The 23,518-nt window shown below is 34.8% G+C and carries 14 protein-coding genes and 1 pseudogene; 8 read left to right on the forward strand and 7 right to left on the reverse strand.

All coding sequences use genetic code 11. The features are described 5' to 3' along the window. Positions 1 to 46: 46 nt before the first annotated feature. Positions 47 to 2,149, reverse strand: coding sequence for a methyl-accepting chemotaxis protein (locus ACQKMV_RS15235; protein ID WP_427504967.1), 2,103 nt, complete (start codon positions 2,147 to 2,149; stop codon positions 47 to 49). Between the two features lie 251 nt (positions 2,150 to 2,400). Here ACQKMV_RS15235 and ACQKMV_RS15240 point away from each other — a divergent pair, with 251 nt between their 5' ends. Further along, the gene (locus ACQKMV_RS15240) at positions 2,401 to 4,302 is read left to right on the forward strand and encodes an S-layer protein (protein WP_427504968.1); all 1,902 of its coding nucleotides are present in this window, start codon (positions 2,401 to 2,403) and stop codon (positions 4,300 to 4,302) included. A gap of 96 nt (positions 4,303 to 4,398) precedes the next feature. Here the strand turns inward: ACQKMV_RS15240 and ACQKMV_RS15245 are convergent, their stop codons facing one another. Continuing rightward, positions 4,399 to 5,559: a response regulator gene (locus ACQKMV_RS15245; RefSeq protein ID WP_427504970.1), complete on the reverse strand. Its 1,161-nt coding sequence runs from the start codon at positions 5,557 to 5,559 to the stop codon at positions 4,399 to 4,401. 115 nt (positions 5,560 to 5,674) lie between these two features. Between ACQKMV_RS15245 and ACQKMV_RS15250 the strand changes: the two genes are divergently transcribed. Then, positions 5,675 to 8,749 carry an ATP-binding protein gene (locus tag ACQKMV_RS15250; protein WP_427504972.1) on the forward strand — a complete coding sequence of 1,025 codons (3,075 nt, stop codon included), beginning with the start codon at positions 5,675 to 5,677 and terminating at the stop codon, positions 8,747 to 8,749. 147 nt (positions 8,750 to 8,896) lie between these two features. On the opposite strand, the pseudogene hepT reads toward ACQKMV_RS15250, so the two are convergent. From hepT to ACQKMV_RS15265, 3 genes and pseudogenes are all read right to left on the reverse strand, one after another. Then, positions 8,897 to 9,300 (reverse strand): annotated as a pseudogene (hepT, locus tag ACQKMV_RS15255) (type VII toxin-antitoxin system HepT family RNase toxin). After that, a complete protein-coding gene (gene mntA / locus ACQKMV_RS15260; protein WP_427504973.1) occupies positions 9,293 to 9,706 on the reverse strand; it encodes a type VII toxin-antitoxin system MntA family adenylyltransferase antitoxin in 414 nt (137 codons plus the stop codon). The pseudogene hepT and the gene mntA overlap by 8 nt, the downstream one beginning before the upstream one ends. A gap of 248 nt (positions 9,707 to 9,954) precedes the next feature. Then, on the reverse strand, positions 9,955 to 13,707 hold the full coding sequence (locus ACQKMV_RS15265) for an S-layer homology domain-containing protein (RefSeq protein ID WP_427504974.1): 3,753 nt from the start codon (positions 13,705 to 13,707) through the stop codon (positions 9,955 to 9,957). A 645-nt stretch (positions 13,708 to 14,352) separates the two neighbouring features. Here ACQKMV_RS15265 and ACQKMV_RS15270 point away from each other — a divergent pair. The 4 genes from ACQKMV_RS15270 to ACQKMV_RS15285 all read left to right on the forward strand — a co-directional run bounded on the left by ACQKMV_RS15270 (position 14,353) and on the right by ACQKMV_RS15285 (position 18,410). Continuing rightward, complete coding sequence (locus ACQKMV_RS15270; RefSeq protein ID WP_427504976.1) at positions 14,353 to 15,651, forward strand: hypothetical protein; 1,299 nt, start codon at positions 14,353 to 14,355, stop codon at positions 15,649 to 15,651. Positions 15,652 to 16,067: 416 nt separating this feature from the next. Further along, positions 16,068 to 16,322, forward strand: coding sequence for a FeoA family protein (locus ACQKMV_RS15275; protein WP_427504978.1), 255 nt, complete (start codon positions 16,068 to 16,070; stop codon positions 16,320 to 16,322). Then, positions 16,319 to 17,044 (forward strand): FeoB small GTPase domain-containing protein, encoded by a 726-nt coding sequence (locus tag ACQKMV_RS15280; RefSeq protein WP_427504979.1) that lies wholly within the window; start codon positions 16,319 to 16,321, stop codon positions 17,042 to 17,044. Before ACQKMV_RS15275 ends, ACQKMV_RS15280 begins: the two co-directional genes overlap by 4 nt. Next, on the forward strand, positions 17,016 to 18,410 hold the full coding sequence (locus tag ACQKMV_RS15285; protein ID WP_427504981.1) for a nucleoside recognition domain-containing protein: 1,395 nt from the start codon (positions 17,016 to 17,018) through the stop codon (positions 18,408 to 18,410). The genes ACQKMV_RS15280 and ACQKMV_RS15285 overlap by 29 nt, the downstream gene beginning before the upstream one ends. A 371-nt stretch (positions 18,411 to 18,781) precedes the next feature. Here ACQKMV_RS15285 and ACQKMV_RS15290 read toward each other — a convergent pair whose 3' ends face one another. Together ACQKMV_RS15290 and ACQKMV_RS15295 are read right to left on the reverse strand one after the other, a co-directional pair. Further along, the gene (locus ACQKMV_RS15290) at positions 18,782 to 20,782 is read right to left on the reverse strand and encodes an FtsX-like permease family protein (RefSeq protein WP_427504982.1); all 2,001 of its coding nucleotides are present in this window, start codon (positions 20,780 to 20,782) and stop codon (positions 18,782 to 18,784) included. Then, positions 20,769 to 21,536: an ABC transporter ATP-binding protein gene (locus tag ACQKMV_RS15295; protein WP_427504983.1), complete on the reverse strand. Its 768-nt coding sequence runs from the start codon at positions 21,534 to 21,536 to the stop codon at positions 20,769 to 20,771. The genes ACQKMV_RS15290 and ACQKMV_RS15295 overlap by 14 nt, the downstream gene beginning before the upstream one ends. 224 nt (positions 21,537 to 21,760) lie before the next feature. On the opposite strand from ACQKMV_RS15295, the gene ACQKMV_RS15300 reads away from it, so the two are divergent. Beyond that, a complete protein-coding gene (locus ACQKMV_RS15300; RefSeq protein ID WP_427504985.1) occupies positions 21,761 to 22,426 on the forward strand; it encodes a response regulator transcription factor in 666 nt (221 codons plus the stop codon). Next, positions 22,423 to 23,430 carry a sensor histidine kinase gene (locus ACQKMV_RS15305; protein ID WP_427504987.1) on the forward strand — a complete coding sequence of 336 codons (1,008 nt, stop codon included), beginning with the start codon at positions 22,423 to 22,425 and terminating at the stop codon, positions 23,428 to 23,430. The genes ACQKMV_RS15300 and ACQKMV_RS15305 overlap by 4 nt, the downstream gene beginning before the upstream one ends. Positions 23,431 to 23,518: the final 88 nt, after the last annotated feature.

The following is a 23,518-nucleotide window of genomic DNA, read 5'->3' on the forward strand; positions in this document are numbered from 1 at the left end:
AAGGAAAGACTGCCTCAGATATGAAGCAGCCTTTCTGAAAACGCTATTAAGCAAGCTTAAATCGATTAACGACCTCTTGCAATTCTTTTGAAATCTCATTCATATTATCGATGGATTCTGCAACCTTTTGTAGTTCCGCTTGTTGATCAATAGCAGATGCACTTACCTGTTCTGCTGATGCAGCAGTCTCCTCAGAAATAGCAGAAATACTTTGGATCGCCATAATTGCTTGATTTTTATGGTCTAGCATATGAGAAAGTTTATTCATTAACTCACTAATTGATGTTGCGATAGAACTAGAAAGCTCACTATTGTCTTTAAATGCAATCTCTGTGCCTTGTACAGACTCATTTTGTGCTTGTATTAAGCCGGCGTTTGAGGTAATGACAGCAACTGTTTGCTGAGAATTTTCAAGAATATTATCCACCGTTTTCTTAATGATCTCCGTTTCATTTCTAGATTGCTCTGCTAGCTTCCGTACTTCTTCAGCGACAACTGCAAAACCTTTACCATGTTCACCAGCCCGAGCAGCCTCTATGCTTGCATTTAAGGCTAATAAATTCGTTTGCTCGGTAATACCTTGAATAGACGCTATAATCTGATTGATATTGGAAATATTTGACGACAACGACTCCATTTGCTGTTGAATACGTTCATTCATTGCATTCGTTTCTGAATTACGTTCACGTAAGCTTTCGACTTCTTTCATTCCTTTGTCTGTAGTTGCTTTCGTTTTATCCGATAGCTCATCCATTTCATTCGAAAGTGTTGTAATAGCATCAATTTGATCAGATAAATCAATCATTCGATAATTGGTTTCTTCTGTATCCTCAGATTGCTTCGATGCTCCCTGCGCAATTTCATTAATAGCTACCGAGACCTCTTGACTTGAAGCCACTATTTCATTAAACGTTTCATGAACATGATTTGATGATTGATTGAGCAATGTCGTAGAATTCAGTACCGTTTGAATGGCACTATTCGTTTGATCTAACATATTATTATAAGCTAAAGCAACAGTACCAATCTCATCAGGCTTAATATATTTCTCATCAACTTTTTGAGTTAAATCTCCATCTGCTGCCTTTTCAATCGAATTGCGTAATAACTTTAATGGCTTTAGTAATTTATAGATAAACAATGCACTAGCGACGGTCATTAAAACTACCATAATAATCGACGCTATGATGGTAAAAACAAGCACATGATTATAGGTTTCTAAGATTTTAGATTTTGGTAGCACTAATTGTACAGTCCAAGTTTCATTAATTCCGTCTAATTTCATCGGAGCAAAAACATTAAATGAATTTTCCTTAAGCTCGTCGGAATCCAAATACATACTTTTTAGATCGCCCTTATCCATTGCTTGTTTAATGCTTGTCCAGTCTAAATGATCCTGCATATTTAATCCTTCTAATGTATCGCCAAAGCTATTTGCAGTTAAAATGCCTTTATTAGTAATAATAGCTGCATAACCACCATCTGGCTTTACAGACTCTGTCAGTCCCTTTAAATAATCAATAGATATATCAGCAGTCAGTGTGCCAAAAAATACCCCCGAAGAATCGACTAATGGAACAGAAATCGTTGTCATACGTACTGTTTTTCCATCTATATTATAATCATAGGGCTCCGTTAGAACTGCTCGTCCTTCTTCTTTTGGTATCCAATACCACTCAGAAACTTTCTTATCTTCAAGGCCTTCAAGTGAAGCAGTTGTTATTTTACTCCCATCTTTACTTAAGTAAGGGACAAAGCGATTTTTTGAATCCACCAAAGTAGCATGAATTGTCGGATCTATCTTTACGGAGTTCTGTTCAAAAACAGCCCCTACACCAAGTAAATCTTCGTTATTAACTAAGTTAGTTTCCATCATATCTATTATGTCTTCTGCAGAAAGCTTGCCTTTGTTCTCCATCCCCTCGACTATACGTTTCGTCGCGAGTAAAGTAGTGTTAGCTTTTTTAAAGCGTTCGCTCATCTTTGCTGACGAATATTCAGCAGTTTTCAGTGTTGCACTTTCTGCATCTTCAACACTTTGGGTCTTTAAAATAACACCCGTAATAACAGTATATGTAATAAATAACACTAAAAATAACCCTATAATTAGGGCAGATAGCTTTAATGCAATACTCCTAGATTTCCCCATCACATCACCCCATTTTTATACATAATAATAATGCACGGAAGATTGAATCACAATAAAATATTTAGCGAATTAAGTAGAATTTTACTAACTTATAGACAATTTTGCTGATTTTATTCCAAAAATTCGGATTGCATAAAAAAGGACTAATTATCTATTTGTTTTTTGTGACTAGTAGAACCTACCCTTTATATACTAAAATATTGAAATATATGATATATTAACTACTAAATACTACGATTGGAGTGATTAACTTGAAAAATAAAGCGTTATCAACTTTTATGGCAACGGCTATTACAGCATCATTAGTTTTGCCGGTGTCACCTGCAAACGCTGCTTCTAATGATTCATCTTCAAACCATTCAATTCAAATTGATGGGCAGGTAGCTGCAGCAAAAGCTAAGGGGCAAACCGTTACCATTAACAACATCACTAAAGATAAAGTACTTACATCCAATGGCCAATTTAAAATTAGTCAGTCGTTGAAGCCTCTCTTAAGTACATCCAATAGCACTGCATTGGCAAATGCTGAGGCTACTATTGTCGTACAGAACGGTGAAATTACAAGTATTACATCACTAATATTATCTAAAGCTGGTACAAACAATAAAGCGGTATATTTCGATGGCGGTGGCGAACAAATTGACGGAAGCCTAACTGTAAATGCGGATTATGTAAAAGTTCAAAATGTAAATATTAAAGATGAGCTTATCGTAACTAGTCGTGTGAAAAAAGCAATTACAATTGATAACGTTGCCATCGGGGATACAATTACATTTAAACCTTTAACAGGGAGAAAAATTAATTGGTTAAATGTCTCTCTAAAAGATATTAAATCTCCAAACATTAACTCAGAGCGTACTAAAGTAAATGTAACTTCTGACAAAAATATTTCTAAAGTTGATGTAGTAGGTAAAGTTGCAGCATTTGAAGTGAATGCCAATGTTGATAAGCTAACAATCGATGTTGAGAAAGATTTTAGTCTTTACGGAGAAGGTAAAATTGATCAAGTAATCGTTAAGCACGGGGCAAAGGTGGCATTAGATTCAGGACATCTAATTAACAAGGTGCAAGTGGATGATAATAAAGCCTCTGTGACATTACCTGTGGTGAATAAAACTGAGCTAAGTAATTTAGTAGCTACACCTCCGTACGTTGCAGTATCTATATACGGATATGACGTTTTAACAACTGAAAAATGGACGACGCAAGCTGAACGTACAGCATTCGAATCTGCCGTAAGCAGCGCAAAAGTAGTAGCTAATAATTCCAACGCTTCTCAGGAACAAGTAAACAATGCAATTACACAGTATAGAAATGCATTAGCCGTTTATCAAGCAGGACAAAAGAATGGAACAAAATATGGTTATGGCGATAAGTCTTCACTTCAATCGCTTATTAATTCTGTTCAATATGTAACTGTTTCTTGGGATGGCTACAACGTTCCATATAACACGCCTTGGACAACTCAAGGTGCGAAAGATGCTTTAGCTTCGGCTGTTTCATCTGCTCAAACAGTTGTGAATAATAACTACTCTACTCAAAATGATATTGTCAATGCTACGAATAATTTAAACAATGCCATCTCGACTTACAAGAATGCCTATAAATACGGATCGAACGGGAATTATGGTGATAAGACTTCACTTCAATCACTTATTAATTCTGTTCAATATGTAACCATTTCTTCGGATGGCTACAACGTTCCATATAACACGCCTTGGACAACTCAAGCTGAGTACAATGCTTTATATTCAACTGTTTCATCTGCTCAAACAGTTGTGAATAATAACTACTCTACTCAAAATGATATTACCAATGCTACGAATAATTTAAACAATGCTATCTCGATTTACAAGAATGCTTATAAATACGGGACGAATGGGAATTACGCTGATAAATCTCAATTAACGAACCTTATTAATTCTGTTACGTATGTAACCGTTTCTTGGACTAATGGCCGTGATGTAGCAGTAAACTCTGAACCTTGGACGACTCAAACAGAAAAAGATACTTTGGCTTCTGCTGTTTCATCTGCTCAATCTGTGGTCAATAATTATTACGTAACACAGAATGACGTTGCTAATGCTATCAACAGTCTGAACGCTGCTATTACGAATTACAAAAATTCTTATAAATATGGATGGTATTATTAAAAAAATAAGATTTAGCTCTATATTTACTGTAAAGAGTAGAATATAAAGGGACTCTGCACAACGCAGAGTCCCTTCCCTTTTATCTAAATACTGACTTCAACCCAAAACAACTACCTCCGAAATTGCACTCATTTTTCTCCACTCTTTATACCATTCTTCAATTTCCTCACTAGGCTCCACTGCTAATTGCTCCTGCAGCATTTTCGTTAACAGCCAATATTGTTCTTCAACTGCGGCAGCGTTGTTCAGTAAATCATAGAGCTTCATCAAGGTAAAATAGCTATCTTCCTCATCAGGAGAAAATGATTGAACTTTTTCTTGCACCTTCACAGCAGCTTGATAGTCTTTATTTTTAATATAAAATTCACTTAGTTGCTGAGCATGGTGCAACCACAATCGTCTCAGTCGCTCTCTTTCGCTTTCTGACCATATATAATCGTTATCACCCAAATAATGTCCTGTATAAGCTTGGAATATAAGCTCATGCTCCTCTATTGTCCCTTGTTCAAGTAGAGGCAAAGATTTTAATTGAGCCAGCCATTGCTCTACATCAATTACTACATCTTCCAACAATAATTTATAGCCTGAATTCAACAACGGACTTGAAATTTGCACACCGTCTAATCCATAATTTTTAAAGGTTTGTCGGATGGTATAAATAGCTGTATATAGCTGCTTGGAGGCCTTATCTATATCAGATTCTGGCCAAAATAGCTCCAAAATGGTATCTCGATAGATCATTTCATTGCGATGATTAAGCATATAAGCAAACAGTTCTTTTGCTTTCGATGTACGCCATTTCATTAATTGAGCATTACCATCAGGCGTAACCACCTTCAGGCCCCCTAAAAGCTGAATCGTTTTATGCTTAGTTGTGATTGGCGGATTTTTTCCGATAATCCGTTGTAACCGTTCCAATGCTTTATGTAAACGAGGCTTTTGCACAGGCTTTAATAGATAATCTATAGCATGCAAATTGAAAGCATCTATAGCGTATTGGTCAAAGCCTGTGGTAAAAACAATTTCCACGTTTGGTAAGAGTTCTTGAATTTTTTCACCGAGCACAAGACCGTCCATAATAGGCATTACAATATCTGAAAATACAACATCTGGTTGTAAACTTTGTATTTGAGCAATCGCTTCAAAAGAATCTACATATTCTCCAACTATCTCAATTCCCGGGATACCACTTTTTTCAAGTAAGGTTTTTAGTCTTGTTAATGGCAAATGTTCATCATCAACTATCACAATTCTCATAACATCCCCTCCTTAAAAATCAGCCATACCCTTAATATCGTTCAATTATTTAAACATTTGATAAAAAACATTACTTTTGAAGGAGTTTTGAGAAATCTGTCGAAAACTACACTCTATGATTAAAACAAAAATTATCTCCAAAAATTTAAAAATTCTCCTGATTACTAGCTTATTCTTTAGCTTACTCGCATTACTTCGATTTACCTGGATGGATTTCATTAATGTCCAAGAAGGAGTAATTGCGAAACAAGGTACTATCGATTTAAGAGGCATTGAAACAAGTAAAGATTTTCAAAGAAAGCTACAGGGTGAATGGGAGTTTTACCCGAATATCCTACTCGTTTCAGAAAACCAAAAACCATCTAAACAGAATGGCCATAAAATTTATTCCACTTTACCAGAATCCTGGGATAAATACTTTATCAACGAAAAAGATATTCATTATGGTTCTTATCGCTTAACAATTTTAAAAGATCACAAAAAGCCTCAACTGTATGGCATTACCATACCTGAAGGACTGTCACCATATGAGCTTTATGTTGATGGACAGCTTATCGGTGGTCTAGGAGACATTACAAAAGATAATAAAAAAACTACCCCTATTGGTAGACCTATCACACATTATTTTACCCTGGATTCCAATGAAAGCGAGATCATTATACAAGGTGTGCAAACAAATCACTATGCACAGGGTGGTTTTACTAAAGATATTATTTTTGGCGATTTACACTCCATGGAACGCTCAAAGTTTTTTTCAATTGCAACACAGATCGCAGTTTGTCTAGTATTTATATTTTACTTACTTTTCACCGTTTTACTTTATGCGATAGGAATTCGAAGTAAATCACTTATTTACTTCACAATGATTATTATTTCTACTTGTATAACCGTACTTGTTTCGAGCAATAGAATTCTATATATTTACATGCCCATTAACTGGGTTTGGGCGAATAAGATATATTATTTCTTTTACATTAATAACATGCTATTTTTCTTTTTATTTTTACGCGATCTAGTCAAGGAATATTCAAAACCCAAAATATTAAATGTTATTCCGATACTATTGGCAGCATACTTACTATTTATTATCATAGCTCCTATCGATTATTTTGTTAGTACTAAAATTATTTTTACAATACTCTTTATTGTTTCACCTATTATTATAACTATTTTTATGCTGATTATAGTAATTAACGAAGGAAATGGAGTAGTATTTTTATTATTAACAGGTACTGCAGTTGCAAGTAATTCGTTATTTTTCTCATTAGGTCAAAAAACGCAATTACCTTATAGTCATTACCCATTCGACTTATTAATAGGTATTACTGCTTTATCAGCATTTTGGTTTACGCAATATTTCCAAACAACGCTGCAAACTGAAAAGCTTTCAGTAAAGCTGCAAAAAGAGATTAACACGAAGGATGATTTTCTTGCGAATACCTCTCATGAGCTTCGTAATCCACTGCACGGCATGATGAGTATTGCACAAACACTGTTAGTTAAGCAGGATCATCAGCTCGCTGAAAAAAATAATGATGATTTAAAGCTTCTGCTAACAATCGGTAATCATATGTCCTATATGCTTGATGATTTACTTGATTTAGTAAATCTAAAGGAAAAAACTATTCACCTTCAGCCAAAGCCGATCAATGTTTATAATTTAGCAAGCGGTGTAAGCAACATTTTTCTTTTTATGTTAAAAGGTAAACCAGTAGAGCTAATAATAAACATCCCTAAAGATTTACCGCCTGTATTAGCAGACGAGACTCGACTTATTCAAATTTTTTCGAACTTAATTCATAACGCCATTAAATTTACAGAAAAAGGTTCTATTACATTTGATGGAGAAGTGGTTGGTAAAAAAATATATATTTCTATTACAGATACAGGGATTGGTATTGAAAAGGATATGCAAGAAAGAATATTTGAGCCATATGAGCAGGTTGATTCGAGTATGACCTCTATAGGTGGTGGACTTGGACTAGGCTTAAGTATCTGCCAAGAGCTCGTTATCCTACACGGAGGCACGATATCGCTGACATCCACTGTTGGCATAGGCTCTACGTTTACTTTCTCGTTACCGATAGCCAAAGAATTCGCAGTGGATGAAGCTGACTTAAACACTGAAAATGATGCTACTCTTTCAAAATACGTTTCATTACTAAGTAATTTTTCCAGGTTTGAAAGCGAAATTGCTGCAACTATCGAACAAGAGTCCCTTGTGACAAGTCATTCGCGTATTTTAATTGTTGATGATGACGCTGTAAACTTACAGGTGCTTGTTAATGTACTGTCTACAGAGCCATACGATATTGAAACGGCAATAAGTAGTGCCGAGGCTCTAGAAAAACTGCAAGAAGGCAGTTTTGATTTAGTCATTTCTGACATTATGATGCCGCATATGTCAGGCTATGAGTTAGCAAAACATATTCGTGAGCGATTCTCTATTTCCGAGCTACCTATACTTTTCTTAACAGCTCGTCAGCAAAGAGAGGATATACAGCTTGCCTTTTTAAGTGGTGCAAATGATTATGTAAAAAAACCAGTGGAATATGTGGAGCTTAAATCAAGGGTCCATGCACTCGTTCGTGTTAAGCAATCCAGTGAAGAACGTCTACGCATCGAGGCAGCATGGCTACAAGCACAGATCCAGCCCCACTTTTTCTTTAACACACTTAACTCGATTATTTCTCTACACGGAGTAGACGATGAGCAAATGGAAGAGTTACTGCTAGCCTTCAGTGATTATTTACAGATGAGCTTCGATTTCCAAAATGCCAACTTAGTTGTACCTATCAACTACGAATTAAAGCTTGTTCGCTCTTATATAGCCATAGAGCAAATACGCTTTGGTAATAGAGTTCAAGTAGTATGGGACATCCCTGAAAATATAGAGCTATCAGTCCCTCCACTGTCGATTCAAACACTGGTCGAAAACGCCATCCAGCATGGCATTCTACCTCGCATACAAGGAGGAACCGTTACAATTCGTATTGCAGAAGCCGAGGAGCACTTTGCAATAGCCATCTCCGATAATGGTGTTGGCTTCGATAACACTGGCCCAAAAAAGAAATCAAGCGTTGGCCTCGTTAACACTGAACAACGCCTAAAGCAATTATTTGGCGTGGAATTAACGGTAGAAAGTGTAATTGGACAAGGCACGACCATTTCGTTCCCAATTCCTAAATAGGAGTAAGGCGATCTCGTCTTTATATTTATTTGAGGTTTGGTTGATCTACCCGTCAGTTAGAGGGTTGTATCCGTCACTTCGGCGATTCTATCCGCCTTACATTCAAAAACAACAGGCTAGAAAAATCTCTACAGCCTGTTGTTTCTTTTATGTAAGCAATATTACCTCTGTATAGGTTTTAAAATCACTTAAATGATTCTCGATAATCGCTTGGAGTATATTTAATTCTATAGCTTGATAATCATGCACAGCAATATTTCGGAACCCAACCATATTCATTAATGTTTTTGCTAATACATGGTCAATAATGTTATTTTCCTCAAGTAACTTAAATGCTTCTCTACTCGTTTTAGGTAAACCAAGCTTTAAATCACTAACAATATGCATGGCCAAATCAATACTAGCTTCACACGCACTTGAATATTCAAAATGATACTATCCTGCTTCGTAAAATCTTGCAAATTTCCAGGATTACCATCATACACTTCGTTGACACGCTTCACATAGCGTTCAATTGTAGCGATTTTATTTAGTACAACATCATTAGTCACCATAGACACTACCCCTCTCTTCAATTGATTTCAAAATCTCCGCACGTTGTTCATTTAACGTTACATACATTGATAGGGCCTTCATTCGTTCTTTAACAAAGCTGTTTTCATCTTGGCAATCAATGACCATACCACTTGAAAAAATTTGTGCTGCAAACACTGTATCAACCGTCTTCATATCGACTAAATCAATATCAACATTACAAGCCTGTGCAATTTCTCCGGCTAATAGAAAACGTTCGTAACTTGAGAGAGGCTTATCTGCAAAATACGCTATATCTAAATCACTATCTTCACGTGCCGAACCCCGCGCATAAGAACCAAAAACAATAACAAAGGCTGGATTAACAGCTAAAGTTAACTTTTCAACAACTACCTTCTGCCAGTTTCGTTGCAAATAAAACACCCCGCTCCTTCTTAGAATCATTATAACAAAACTCGCCCCTAAGTATGGGGTTCTATCCGTCTCGATAAAAAGAGCAGGCTAAGGGATTCCCGATGCTACTGAAAAACTAAGAAACTTCAAAAAATCATAGTAGTAAATTGTGATTTTCGAGTTTTTAAAAAAATAAAAGTCGATTCATACTAATATTTTTAGTACGAATCGACCTTTTCAGTGCCCTCGTGATTCCCCTAGCCTACTTTAACTATTCCTTATTTAGAAAGCTGTTCAACAGTAATTTTTTTAACTGTATGCTTTAATTTGTTATCCGAATTATCTTTAATGTCATCAATAGTTTTATCAATAATATTAAATGCTGCATTAGCTGGAACACCACCGCTAATAAAATCCTGATGTATTATAATAAGTCTAATTTTGTCTCCGGCAACATCAGCTGTTATTCTTGATCCTTCATTACTTTGTGTAGTCTTTATATTAAATGTGTTTTTAAGAGCATTCCCCCCAAAATTAGCTGTATCTAGCCCAATGAGAGCATCTACTGCTGGGAAATAAATTTGAAGCCCATCGCTATCAGGATATTTATCTCTAAACATTTCTGAGTTAGTGTCCATTTCTACTGTTTCACTATATGTTAATGTAAGTATGTCACCTATCGTATTCCACATATCATCACTTATAGATGCAGCAACAAGAATTGGATTTGCTTTGTCTAATGACTCAATTGAATCAGTAGCTAGTACGTTTCCAGATAAATCACTTAATGTTCCTTTAGTATATGTTAGCTTAGGCGTTTGACCTGTATCGTAAACTGCCCCTTCATCAAATGTAATGTAGATTTCATTATTATCTTCTTTGTCGCCTGTTTCAAACCCTAAATTATTGTATCCACTGATAGTGAAATCTTTTACATCAACTGTAGAATCTTTAATACTTTCACTAAGTGTAATTTTCAATCTGTCTATTTTACCGTTAAAATCTTGATCTACTGTTTCTACTCGTACAATAGTAGGCGCTTTATTTTCTTTGATAGTTACTTGGAACGTTTTTGTTGTAGTCATACCATTAAATGTAATTGTTGCCGTTAATGTGACAACATCATCTTTATCATCATTAGCACTTCTCGTTACTGTGCCTTCAGGAGCAATCGTTGCACCATCAACTGCATTCGCTGACCATTCAATCGTTGCACCTCCGAATGAAGTAGGTAAATTCAATGCTGTCCTTACTTCGTCTAATGATGGATTTTGATTTCTAATAACATCTGCTGTTAAATTATCCGCAATCGAATTAATGTCTGTAGCCGCACCCTCTTTTAGCTCTACAATATTCGTTGTAAAACGAATTGCTAAATTCCCAGCTTTATCAACTGCAATAATTCGGTATATCCCCGATGTTAGACTGTCTGTAGGAGTTGTCGCATAAACGTTATTAATGGCTTCAACCTTTTTGGCTTTTCCAGCTTTAACCAACTTATTCAGTACGTCTTGAGTTAACTCTTTATTTGGATATACTTCAGAGGTCGATGTGTTAAGATCACCTTTCTTAACATCAACTATATCTTTTACATCAGCCATGTTCACCAAATATAACAAACCATCTTCATTTAGAATTTTAGCAGAGGTAATATCTGTACCACTTGTAATACTAAGTGGTCCTGTTAACTCTTGACCAGGCAGTTTAACTTCTAAAATCGTCGCCTCAATTGATGCATCCTTTGATACCGAACCATTTTTTGCCGTAACGTTTAGTTTTACTTTATCATTTTCATTATCCGCATCATCGCGCGTTACGTTACCTGTTGCTAAATCAATATTAGCATTATGGCTTCCAACCTTTGTTACTGATTTCCAATCAAAGACTGTGCCGTTTGGACCCATTGCTATTAAGTCTAGTGGCGTTGAAACTTGCTGTAAGCTTGGATTTTCCTTTTTAATTTTTTCAGGTAGTAAGGCGATATCGACTGTTAATTTCAATTCTTCCTCTGTTAATGGCTTACCTTTCTCTGCGATGGCCTTTTTCACGGCTGCAGTTACATCGGCTACATTTGTTGGTGTAATGCCTTTAATGTCTATTGCATCATACAGCTTCACTAAATCTTCTGTAGCTGGTGTTGGAGTTGCCTTAAGTTTTTCCTGTACTACTTCTAGCGGACGCTTAATCTTCTGAGTTATTTTCCCATAACTATCAACTGTCACAAGGATTTGTGCCTCATTCAGTGATGGCGCACCTTCTTTTACAGTAATGACAGCTGTACCAGGACCTTTTGATGTAATCGTAATCTTGCCGTCTTTTAGTGTAGCTGTTGCGACATTTGGATTGCTTGTTGTCGTTGTTGTCCCAATCATGCCGACCGCTAGTGGATCTGTATTTGGTGCATCAACGACATTATTCACGGATAATGTTTGAGAAACAAATGGATTCGTCACACCACCACCATTTCCTCCACCACCTGAACTGCCACCTGTCGAACCACTGCCTGTTGTTGGCGGTGTCACTGGCGGCGTTGTTGGTCGCACTACTTCCGATGTATTAGTGATAGTACCAATTGTCGGTATGCCACCTGCAGGCAATTTCACCGCTTCTTCTGGTTTTACATTGACAGGTTTAATTAATGTGCCAATTGTACTGTCTGTCGGAACAATTAACTGACTACCATATTGTTTTGTTTCTACTGTTGGTAACTGTGCTTTATTTTCAAGCGTTACTTTTACAGGGGCTTCGACTGTTAATTTGTTTGCTTCAAGTGTTCCTTTTACGAAAACGTCCTGATTGCCAATAAAATCAATCGAATTTATTTTACCTTCAGGTTTAATTTCAGAGACGTTGTCACCTACTTTAATAGTTGTTGCAGAATTATCTGTCCATATTTTAGTTTTGTCACGATTTACAACAATTTCATCTGCTGTCGTGTTGGTAAGCTTAATCACAGATTCTTGATTACGTTTTGCTTCCCCTTCAATAATTAAACGGCCATTTAACTCAAGACCACTTAATTCAATTTGCTTTTGATCACCTTTTTTAATTGTAATATCGCCAGTGATATTAGCATTCGCAAGTTTAATATAATCACCAGCAATCATAATATTTGCTTCAACAGTTCCTCCAGCTAAATCCAATGTCAGTGGATTTTCAGCCGTACCACCGTTTAATAATTCAAGATTACGAATACCTACAATCTTTGTGCCAATTTTAATAAAGTCTAGGTTTGCTTCATTTAAAACAGCTATATTTCGAGCGTTTAGTAATGGCTGTAGTTCTTTTTTGATATAGTAAACTTGACTGTCGATTGTAATTTTATTCCCTTCGATAGCAGAAATAACATTTTCATCTGGTCGACGATTATCACGGTAATCTGTTGTTATTTCAGAACGGATTGTAAATGCAGCCATATTGGCACGGGTTACTGTTGAATTTCCACCATAGGTTGTGGCAGTTTGACCTTTTGTAATGCCTAAATCAAATAACGTTTGAATATAAGGAGCAGCCCAATTATTTTCTACTTGTGTATCTGTAAATGGTAGATTAATTTCTGTAGCTGGCTTTAAACCGTAGCCATTAACAATTATTTTTGCCATTTGATTACGTGTAATTGGCGCGTTAGGCTTAAATGTCCCGTCTTGATATCCATCAATGATGCCCGCTTCTTTTAATGCTGCTACGTAAGGGTAAGCCCAGTCAGTCGTTGGAACATCCTTAAACGTATGATTAAATGATTTAGTAATATCTAATCCTAAATTGAGTGCTAAAATTTTCGAGGCCTGTGCGCGTGTTAATAGCCCTGTTGGTTTGAAAGAGCCGTCTTCATATCCACTTACAAAGCCACGCTCAAATAATTCATTAACATATTCATAGTAGTCAGAGATCAATTTGACATCAGTAAATACTGCCTCTTTTGCACTTGCTTTGGTCGCGTCTGGTGCTACAACAGCAATTGCACTTGTCGCCATTGCTGTAGCCATTGCTGTTTTAAAAAGTTTATCGTAAAACAATGCGCTATTCTTCATCTTTTATTCTCTCCCTTTTTCCATAGTAGTTTCATAAATTTCTTTCTTCTAAAAAGGTTTGTTGAATACAATGTGAACAATTTCCCGTTTCCTGTTATCCTCCTTTTGTTAAAAGCATCTTTATAAGAAATTTAGTGATTCCTAAAAACCCCCAAGAAATCCGTTACTTTTCGACAGATTCCCTCATCATTAACTATAGAAAATCGACCTATACAAAACATTTACAACAATAAATAGCCACAGGTACTTTAATTACTCCCATGACAATATCCACAATTCTCATTTAATAGAACGCTTTCTATACACATAAAAAAACAAGTAATATCACTTTCATCGACATCACCTGTTTTTATCACTATATTTCGTTAACCTTCTAGACTCTTTTAAGTACATAAGACACACATTCTTTAAATAAAACACACAACCCATCTACCTATTCACCAAAAATATACATAAAAAAATCATAAGCTATGATAAAATTGGGTTATCAACATATATTAGGTTATTTACGTCTAGACAGGACTCATTTCAACTGGTAAATAATAAACCGTTTCTCAAATCAATCAAAGATTTCATCTAGGATAAAAATCCTATGATTGAATCCATCGCAATTATCTAAAAACCAATTAGGAGGTTTCCCGTATTATGAAAAACAAAAGAAAACTAGCCTTACTCGCCCTAGTTGCGGCTCCTTCACTAATCTATACTGCACCTACATCAGCATCAGCTGCTGATATAACAGGACAGGTAAAAACTGCCTACACATACAATAATACTTATTACTACAACGCTAACGTTGCGAATGTTGTTCAACTTATTTCAAATATTAATAATACAACCGCTTCATTCCAAACAACTTTAGAGACTGCTAGCAAAGCATACGATGCGTTAACCGTAACGGAACAAGAGTACGTCACAAATTATTCAACGCTGTCAAATCATAAACAGACAAAACTAGCGTATCGTAAGCTTGCTGATCAAATTGAAGAGAAATTAGCTTCGGTAGAATCAACTTCCGTCAATTACTATCAAAATGTTATTGAAACGAGAGATTGGTACAATACGTTAAATGCAGCACAGAAAACATTTGTGAGTGCTGCATCACAAAAGATACTGACGTCCACTATCGCACCAAATACATCTATTGATAAAGTGACTAATAAAATTAAATTGTTAAACTCTTCTCGTATTAGCTTCCATCAAGATGTAGCTGATGCTAGGGCTGAGCTCAATGCACTACGAAAATTTGCAAACGTCTCTTTACCTGTTGGCATAGAGCAGCTTTTATTAGATGCCGAACAGCTTGTTGTGAAGGATAAGGCAGCGGCTAAGGAAGTGGAAAACGCCATTGCAGCTTTATCGCCTAAAACGTCCACTGCCCAAGATGTACAGGCAGTCAAAACAGCCTTTGAAGCTTTAACACCTGTACAACAGCAGCTTGTCCCAAATGTCTGGACTTTAGCAGACTATGTAAACGGCAAATATAAGCTACCAACTAAGGGGAACGGGACAAAAACTCCAATTTTATCGGATACGGCAGCCGAACCTGGTAAAATTACAGCTATGACTAAAAACAAAAATACCTATACAGCAAAAATAAACGTTGCCGACTCGGAAAATGGTACTGAGCGCTTCGTTTTAACAACAAAATCCAATATGACTGTTATTATTCCACCGCTAGGAACTCTTCTTAATGAGGATACTGGTGTTATGGAAATTAAAATTACGCGAAATTTGAATCGTATCATATTCCAAGCAACATTAAATAAAAAACCAGTTGAATTTGAGGCAGATATGGAAATCATTATCGAGAATTTATCACCGAATGCCTCCATCGTTCGTACCTATGACTTTGGCGATCAAGAGCTAGCTGATTACACAATAGAAGGAAATCGTCATTTCATTCAAACAACTACATCTGGTTCATTCCAAATTAGATATTAATCTCCAAGTAAAAAAATCATGACCCTCTGCCAATACTTTAGCAGAGGGTTATAATTTTTTTCTGCTCCGCTATCGCTTCTTCAAAGCAGAACCTCTTCTTTCAAAAATTCTATAGGCACCTGTAACGAAATCCTACTTACATTAATACATCATAAAGAGGACCTTTTTATATCATTACATCAACAATTTTGCCCTGCTTCGTATGCCAAACTTTTTAACATTTCTTGGTCCAACAACTAATTAAACAATGTGCCATTGTTCCTTTCATCAGTACGCTCTTTAATTGTATTTTTTTAAAAATTTTCAGAAAACCATTGACAATTGTCATAAAACAGGGATAATCATTATTAAAGTTTCCTTAAAGAAACAATATTAAGTACGGGAAATATTATTATAGAGAGGAATAAAAAATTCGTATGGAAAAAACCTTAAAACCACTTTCTGAATGCTCATTTGGAGACTGCTTTTTAATAAAAGAAATAAATATTAAGGGTCCTTTAAGAAGAAGATTATTAGATTTGGGCTTTGTGAAAGAAGCAGAAATCTCTGTTCTTCGCAAAAGTCCGTTAGGAGACCCTGTTGCATATCGCGTAAGTAATACGATGATTGCATTACGTAATGAAGAAAGCTCTATGATTTTGGGCGAAATTGTTAGGGGGAATACAAAGTGAAAGTAAATAGAATAGCTTTAGCAGGTAACCCAAATACCGGTAAAAGTACATTGTTTAATACATTAACAGGATTAAAGCAACATACTGGGAATTGGCCAGGGAAAACGGTTGTTCATGCAGAAGGATCTTTTGAACACAAAGGAGAGCAATATGTACTCGTGGATTTACCCGGGACCTATTCTCTATTTTCCAATTCAGCAGATGAAGAAGTTGCAAGAGACCATATTGTTTTTGACCAACCGGATGCAACGATTGTTGTGCTTGATGCAACTTCATTAGAGAGAAATTTAAATCTTGCGCTCCAAGTTTTAGAAATGACTAATAACGTCATCATTTGTATCAATTTAATTGATGAAGCTGAGAAAAAAGGTATTCGAATTGATGAAAGGAAATTAGCTCGTGAACTAGGAGTCCCAGTCGTAAAAATATCGGCAAGAAACAAAAAAGGTATTAATCGATTGTTGGATACATTAAGTCAACTGGTGAGTGGGACAATTGTGACAACTCCATATCGCATGAAATATTCGAAAGAAATAGAGGAAGCCATTACAAAAATAGAATCGAAATTAGAAGGTTATTTTGATGAAAGATATCCATCGAGATGGGTTGCCCTTCGATTACTTGATGGTGATGAGGAACTGATTTTAAAACTGCAAAATCATAAGAATAATAAACAGCACGAGGTGAGAACGAATGGAGTCCCAGTCAGTGTTAAATCATAATTCGCTTAAAGGTATTTTAGCTGAAGTGAATGAGGTATCGAATGAGGATATTCGAGATGAAATTGTTAGTGATATTTATACTAAAAGCAAATCTTTATGTAAAAAAGTAGTAACGCAGCAGCCTGCAATGTACAGATCTGATAAGTTAGATGAAATTTTCACATCCCGCATTTGGGGATTCCCTATTATGCTTATCTTGCTTGGGACTGTCTTTTACATTACGATTGCTGGCGCAAACATACCATCTGATATGTTAGCAAACTTATTTGGCTATCTAGAAGGTAAGCTAACAATTCTTTTTGAAGCAATGCACGCACCCGAATGGCTACACGGTATGTTAATTCTTGGGCTATTTAGAGGTACCGGTTGGGTTATTAGCGTTATGTTACCGCCAATGGCTATATTCTTCCCTATGTTCGCTCTATTAGAAAACTACGGTTACTTACCACGAGTAGCATTTAATATGGACCGTTTATTCAAACGAGCAGGTGGACACGGGAAGCAGTCATTAACAATGGCAATGGGCTTTGGCTGTAACGCTGCCGCTATTCTGTCAACGAGAATTATAGAATCTCCTCGTGAACGAATGTTAGCCATTTTAACAAACAATTTTGTTCCTTGTAACGGGAGATGGCCAACACTTATTTTATTAGCATCATTATTTATGGTAACTGGTTTTTCAGGTGCAACAAGTACACTTGTAACATCGGCCATTTTAATAGGATTTGTTATGTTAGGAGTCGTTGTAACATTATCCGTTTCCTGGGTTCTTTCTAAAACAGCTTTAAAGGGTGTACCAACCCATTACACATTAGAGCTTCCACCATTCCGAAGACCAAAGTTCTGGGATACCATTTTAAGAGCAAGTATTGATAAAGCATGGAATGTATTAAAAAGAGCAGTTATCGTTGCAGCGCCTGCCTCTATTTTAACTTGGGTATTCGCCAATATTTACGTTGGTGATACGAGCATTCTAATGCATTTTGTTAACTTTTTAGAGCCATTTGGTCACGCTCTTGGTATGGATGGCTTTATTATGGCTGCATTTATTCTTGGGCTCCCAGCCAATGAAATTGTTATCCCTATCCTGATCATGGCGTATTTATCTCAGGGAGCTATGCTGGAAATTGAGGATTTATCGAAGCTAAAACAAGTGTTTATCGACCAAGGTTGGACTTGGCTAACAGCTTTAAATATGATGTTATTCTCACTTCTGCACTACCCTTGTGGAACGACTTTAGTCAACATTTATAAAGAAACGAAAAGTGCGAAGTGGACATTTATGTCATTTTTAATTCCAACTGTTATTGCCATTGGTGTGACATGGCTAACAGCGACAATTGCTCGCGCGTTTGGTTGGGTTTGATGATGAGGGGTTGTTTAAACCCCCCTCTTTTTTTATATGAAATTTACGTTTTATTAAACCACTAGATATTCAATAAAATAGTATTTCTTTATCCACTCGGATGTTTTTGAAAAGGACGCTCCAAAGGATTTTTGAGAATCTTACTATGATATCAATATAGAATTGGTACTATGTGGTTATAAATCGTATGTACTTTATCGTGCCATTACATCTCAGTTTTTTTCTTTTTACGAATAACTCTAATTAAAACCGTTAAGATAATAATTATCATTATAAAACTTAAATATGGTATCCACCACTTTATAGTTTCAACAATTCCTTTGGATAATCCCATACTCGTTAGAAATTCAGTCATTCTATCTGCTCCTTCTTTATTTAAGTCTACCATCTACGACTACTTGCTTTGCACTTTGATAAGTTGCAATAAAATATATTGCATAAAGTAATAGTATAATTCCAAAGCTGACAAACATATTTTGTTTAATTGAGATTTCAAAAAACGGTTCTAATTTCTCCAACACTACTTTAGTAGTAAAGATTGATAATATACTAGCCAAAATTAAAGGTGAAATAAAATAAAACCCAATTTGTCTAAATAACAGCCTATTAATCATTTTTTTATCTGCACCAATTTTTGATAATGTCATATATCTTTCTTTGTTATCTTGTGTTTCTGTTAGTTGTTGTAATGCTAATATTGATAAGGTGACAATCATTAATACTATTCCTAAGTAACTGCAAATAAAAGCTATTACACCAAACACTCCGAAGTATGTGTCTTGTATTACACCTTTAGTGACATAGTATATGCTGCCATCCAAAGATTTCTCAATCCATTTATTATTCATTACTTTATAGACCTTGCCCTCAATTTCTTGTGAGGGAAAAATACCATTTAGTAAAAAACTATCTGGATTCATTAAACTACTCATTTCATCTGGTACAACTATTGTCCCTACATCATTTGCCGTTGTCGAATTTGTTAAGTAAATAATATTATCAAATACATTTTTGTCTGCAGGAATTAGTTCATTGTCTCCAATCGAAACTTTCCCCTCATTGTTGAGGAAATACTGTATATACTTTATAAAACGTTCATAGCTTGCATTAATAATGTAATTGTTTTCCTCTAACTTGATCTGTTTTTCCCCTAATAATTCCAGTAGTTGATTGTAATCTGTTTCAGTTATAAAAGTAACTTGCGACATAAGTATTTCTTGTTCTAAGTCAGATAGTTCTACTTGCTGCCCTTTAAACAAATCTCCGTATGTTAAACCGGTATTGTATAACTTTATTTCAACGTAATCTTTAAGATTTTCTTTAAGTGGAATATCATCTTGTTCCGCTCTTTCTAAAAGACCTATGTTATCTTCATATGGTTGAGCAATTGTTAGATCAAATGGAGTTGCCGAGGTAACTTGTTTATTCATTGAACTAGTAACACTAAATCCTGTCCCTAGTACAACAAGTGAAGCCATCAGTAATGCGCATAAGATACTTATCACGAGAAAATTTATTTGCATTTTACTTCCAAATTGTCGAAATAAAAATGAATTTAACTCTTTAAAATACATTTTCTTATTTCTTTTTGCTAAAAATATCATTACACCAGAAATTGTATAATAGAACAAAACAATACCCACACCAAGAAGGGATACTATTCCCGTTAGGTATTTCTTATCAAGCCCATACTTCATTAACAATAATGTTCCAAAAATTATAGAAATAATTGATAATAAGAAAAGAATACTTGTTACCCATTTGTTATGAACTTTTAATTCTTGGTTTTTTCTATTTGCAATTAATAAATCGATAAGTTTAATATTCATAATATTACGTGTGTTAAAGAGCGCCACTACAATAAAAATAATAGAAAAACTTGTAATGGTTTCCTTTATAGCTTCTATAGATAACAACAGTTTATATCCAACAGCATTTCCTACAAACATTTTTAAAGCTAGTATTGAAATTACTTGTGACATTAAAAATCCAAGCCCAAGTCCAATAATTAAAGCAAATAAGCCTACTAAAAAGGTCTCACCTACAAAAATAGAGGATATCCGCCATTTGCTCATCCCCAATGTCATATAGATGCCCATCTCTTTTTTTCTTCGCTTCATTATAAACTGATTTGCATATATAATGAGAAAAGCAAAAACAATTGCAATAAATTTCGTTAATAGTCCTATATATAAAACTAGCGCATCACCAAAAACCTCCATTGAATAATTTAAATTATTTAAGGCTGGCTGAGATGAAACTGAATTAAAAGCATAGAATAAGCTAACACCTAAAGCAAGAGTCAGAAAATAAATAGCGTAATCTTTAATACTTCTGCGCACATTTTTATATATCAATTTAAAATTCATCATTGATATTTCCCCCTAACAGTGCGACAACCTCCATAATTCGATTAAAGAAAGTTCTACGATCATCGTTTCCTCTTATTAGTTCATTAAAAATTTGCCCATCCTTTAGAAAAATAATTCTTCTACAAAAACTAGCATTATAAGCATCATGAGTAACCATTAAAGTAGTAGCTTCCTGTTGTTGATTTAAAATTTCTAAATTCTTTAATAACATTTTTGCAGACTTACTATCAAGAGCCCCCGTCGGCTCATCTGCTAATAACAAAGTAGGCCTAGTTACAATTGCTCTAGCTGCTGCAATTCTTTGCTGTTGACCTCCCGACATTTGATATGGATACTTGTATAATACTTCTTTTATATCTAATGCAGCGGCAACTCTATCGACTTCGGATTCAATTTCATTTACTGGATAATTGATTATAGATAACGCCAAAGACACATTTTCAAATGCGGATAATGTATCAAGTAAATTATATTCCTGAAAAATAAACCCCAATTTTTCACTTCTGAATTTTGATAATTTATTGCCCTTTAATTTTGTAATATCTTCACCATCTATAAATACATGACCTGCAGTTGTAGTATCTATGGTTGAAATACAATTAAGCAAGGTCGATTTACCACTTCCACTCGGCCCCATGATGGCAATAAAATCACCTTTTTGCACTTCAAATGAAACATTTTTCAGTGCATGTGTCACATTCCCTTTATTTCCATATACTTTTTCAATATTTTCAACTCTTAATATTGTATTCATTTATCTCCAACTACCCCCTTTTATGGGCCATTCATCCATCTCTTACTATTAGATTAACATTAAACAATTTTATAAAATATCGGTCTTTATATCATTTTATTACTGTTTTGTAATTTTTCTAACATTTCACTATAATAGCCCCTAATTAGTTGAATACTATAGAGTTTCATCCAGTTATTGGGTTATCATTAACATGAAGAGTAAATTTTTACGGAGGAGAATGTATGATGAAAATATTCATAATCGAAGATGATCCCATTATCAGAAAGGAACTTTTTGATTTCCTATCTAAATATGGATACGAGTGCATAAGTAGCGATGATTTTACAAAAATTGAAGAGGATGTATTAAAAAGCATGCCTCATTTAATACTTTTAGACCTCAATCTTCCTATTAGAGACGGTTTTCAAGTCTGTCGAGAGATTCGTAAGTCATCATCAGTTCCCATTATTATAGTGACTAGCCGCGATAATTCCTTTGATGAACTATTAAGTCTTCAAATAGGGGCGGATGACTTTATTACAAAGCCCTATGATTTACAAATTCTTTTGGCTCATATTCAATCTGTTTTAAAAAGGACATATGAAATTTCCAAAAGCGTTCTTCTTACATATAAAGATTTGACTCTGGAAGTATTAAAAAGCAAGGCGATTTATAACGAAGTAGAAATAGAACTTACGAAGAACGAACTATGTATTCTTCGACTTCTAATGTTGAATAAAGGTAACGTTGTTTCTAGAGATGAATTAATGAATGAACTTTGGCAGAATGGTGATTTCGTTGATGAAAACACTTTAAATGTTAATATTTCAAGGTTAAGACGTAAATTGGAATCCATTGGTTTAAAAAGGTATTTACTAACTAAGAGAGGACAAGGTTATCAATTATGAATTTAACCGCATTCCTAAAGGAAAAACAGTTATCAGTACTATTTCACCTTCTTTCATTGTTTATTATTTCTTGTATACTCTACTTGTATAATGAAAATGGAAGTTTAGTAATAGTAATCAATTTAATTTCCCTTTTTTTCTTCTTCATACCATTAGGTGTAGAATACTATCAATTAAAAAACTATTATGATGAGATAAAAATTATTTCAAAACAAATCAAAGAAAAAACATATATTGCAGACATTATAGAAGAACCCCACTTTTTCTCCGGAAAATTATTTTACAACTTCCTGAAAGAAGCAACAAAAGACATGAACGATTGTATTTTTTCACTAAAAAATTCTCAACGTGATTATAACGATTATATTGAATTATGGGTGCATGAAATAAAAACACCTATTACTGCTCTAAAGTTAATTTTAAGCAATCATAAAACGACTGAAAATATCCCTATACAAGAAGAAATATTAAAGATTGAAGGTTATGTTGAACAAACTTTATATTTTGCAAGAAGTAGTACTTTAAATCAGGATTATAGAATTGAAACATTTACCCTAGAAACTGTTGTTGATTTAGCCATTAAATCACTATCACTAAGTATTATTCGTGCTAATGGTAACGTACATAAGGATAACCTTGATTTGAAAGTCACATCTGATTCAAAGTGGATCGTTTTTATTTTAAAACAGTTAATAGATAATGCTATTAAGTATCGACATAATTCACTTAAAATATCTTTTATTGCAAAAAAGGTAGAGAACGGTACTTTATTGTTAATATCAGACAACGGTATAGGGATAGCAGCAGCTGATATTGAAAGAATTTTTAATCGAGGATTCACAGGAACTAACGGAAGGAACTATGTTAAATCGACTGGAATGGGTTTGTATCTTTGTAAGACTTTATCTCAAAAGTTAGGCTTACAAATAGGTGTCGATTCTCAAGAAAATATAGGTACTACATTAAAATTATACTTCCCGGATAAACTGAGAATATTTCAATAAAACAATATAGTATTATTTTTAATTCAATCATAGTTTCCATCATAACGATGACAAACAATATTAAATCAAGAAGATAATTAAATCTAAA

Origin of the sequence: Lysinibacillus sp. NPDC094403 (genome assembly GCF_050278745.1) — a bacterium.
GTDB lineage: Bacteria > Bacillota > Bacilli > Bacillales_A > Planococcaceae > Lysinibacillus.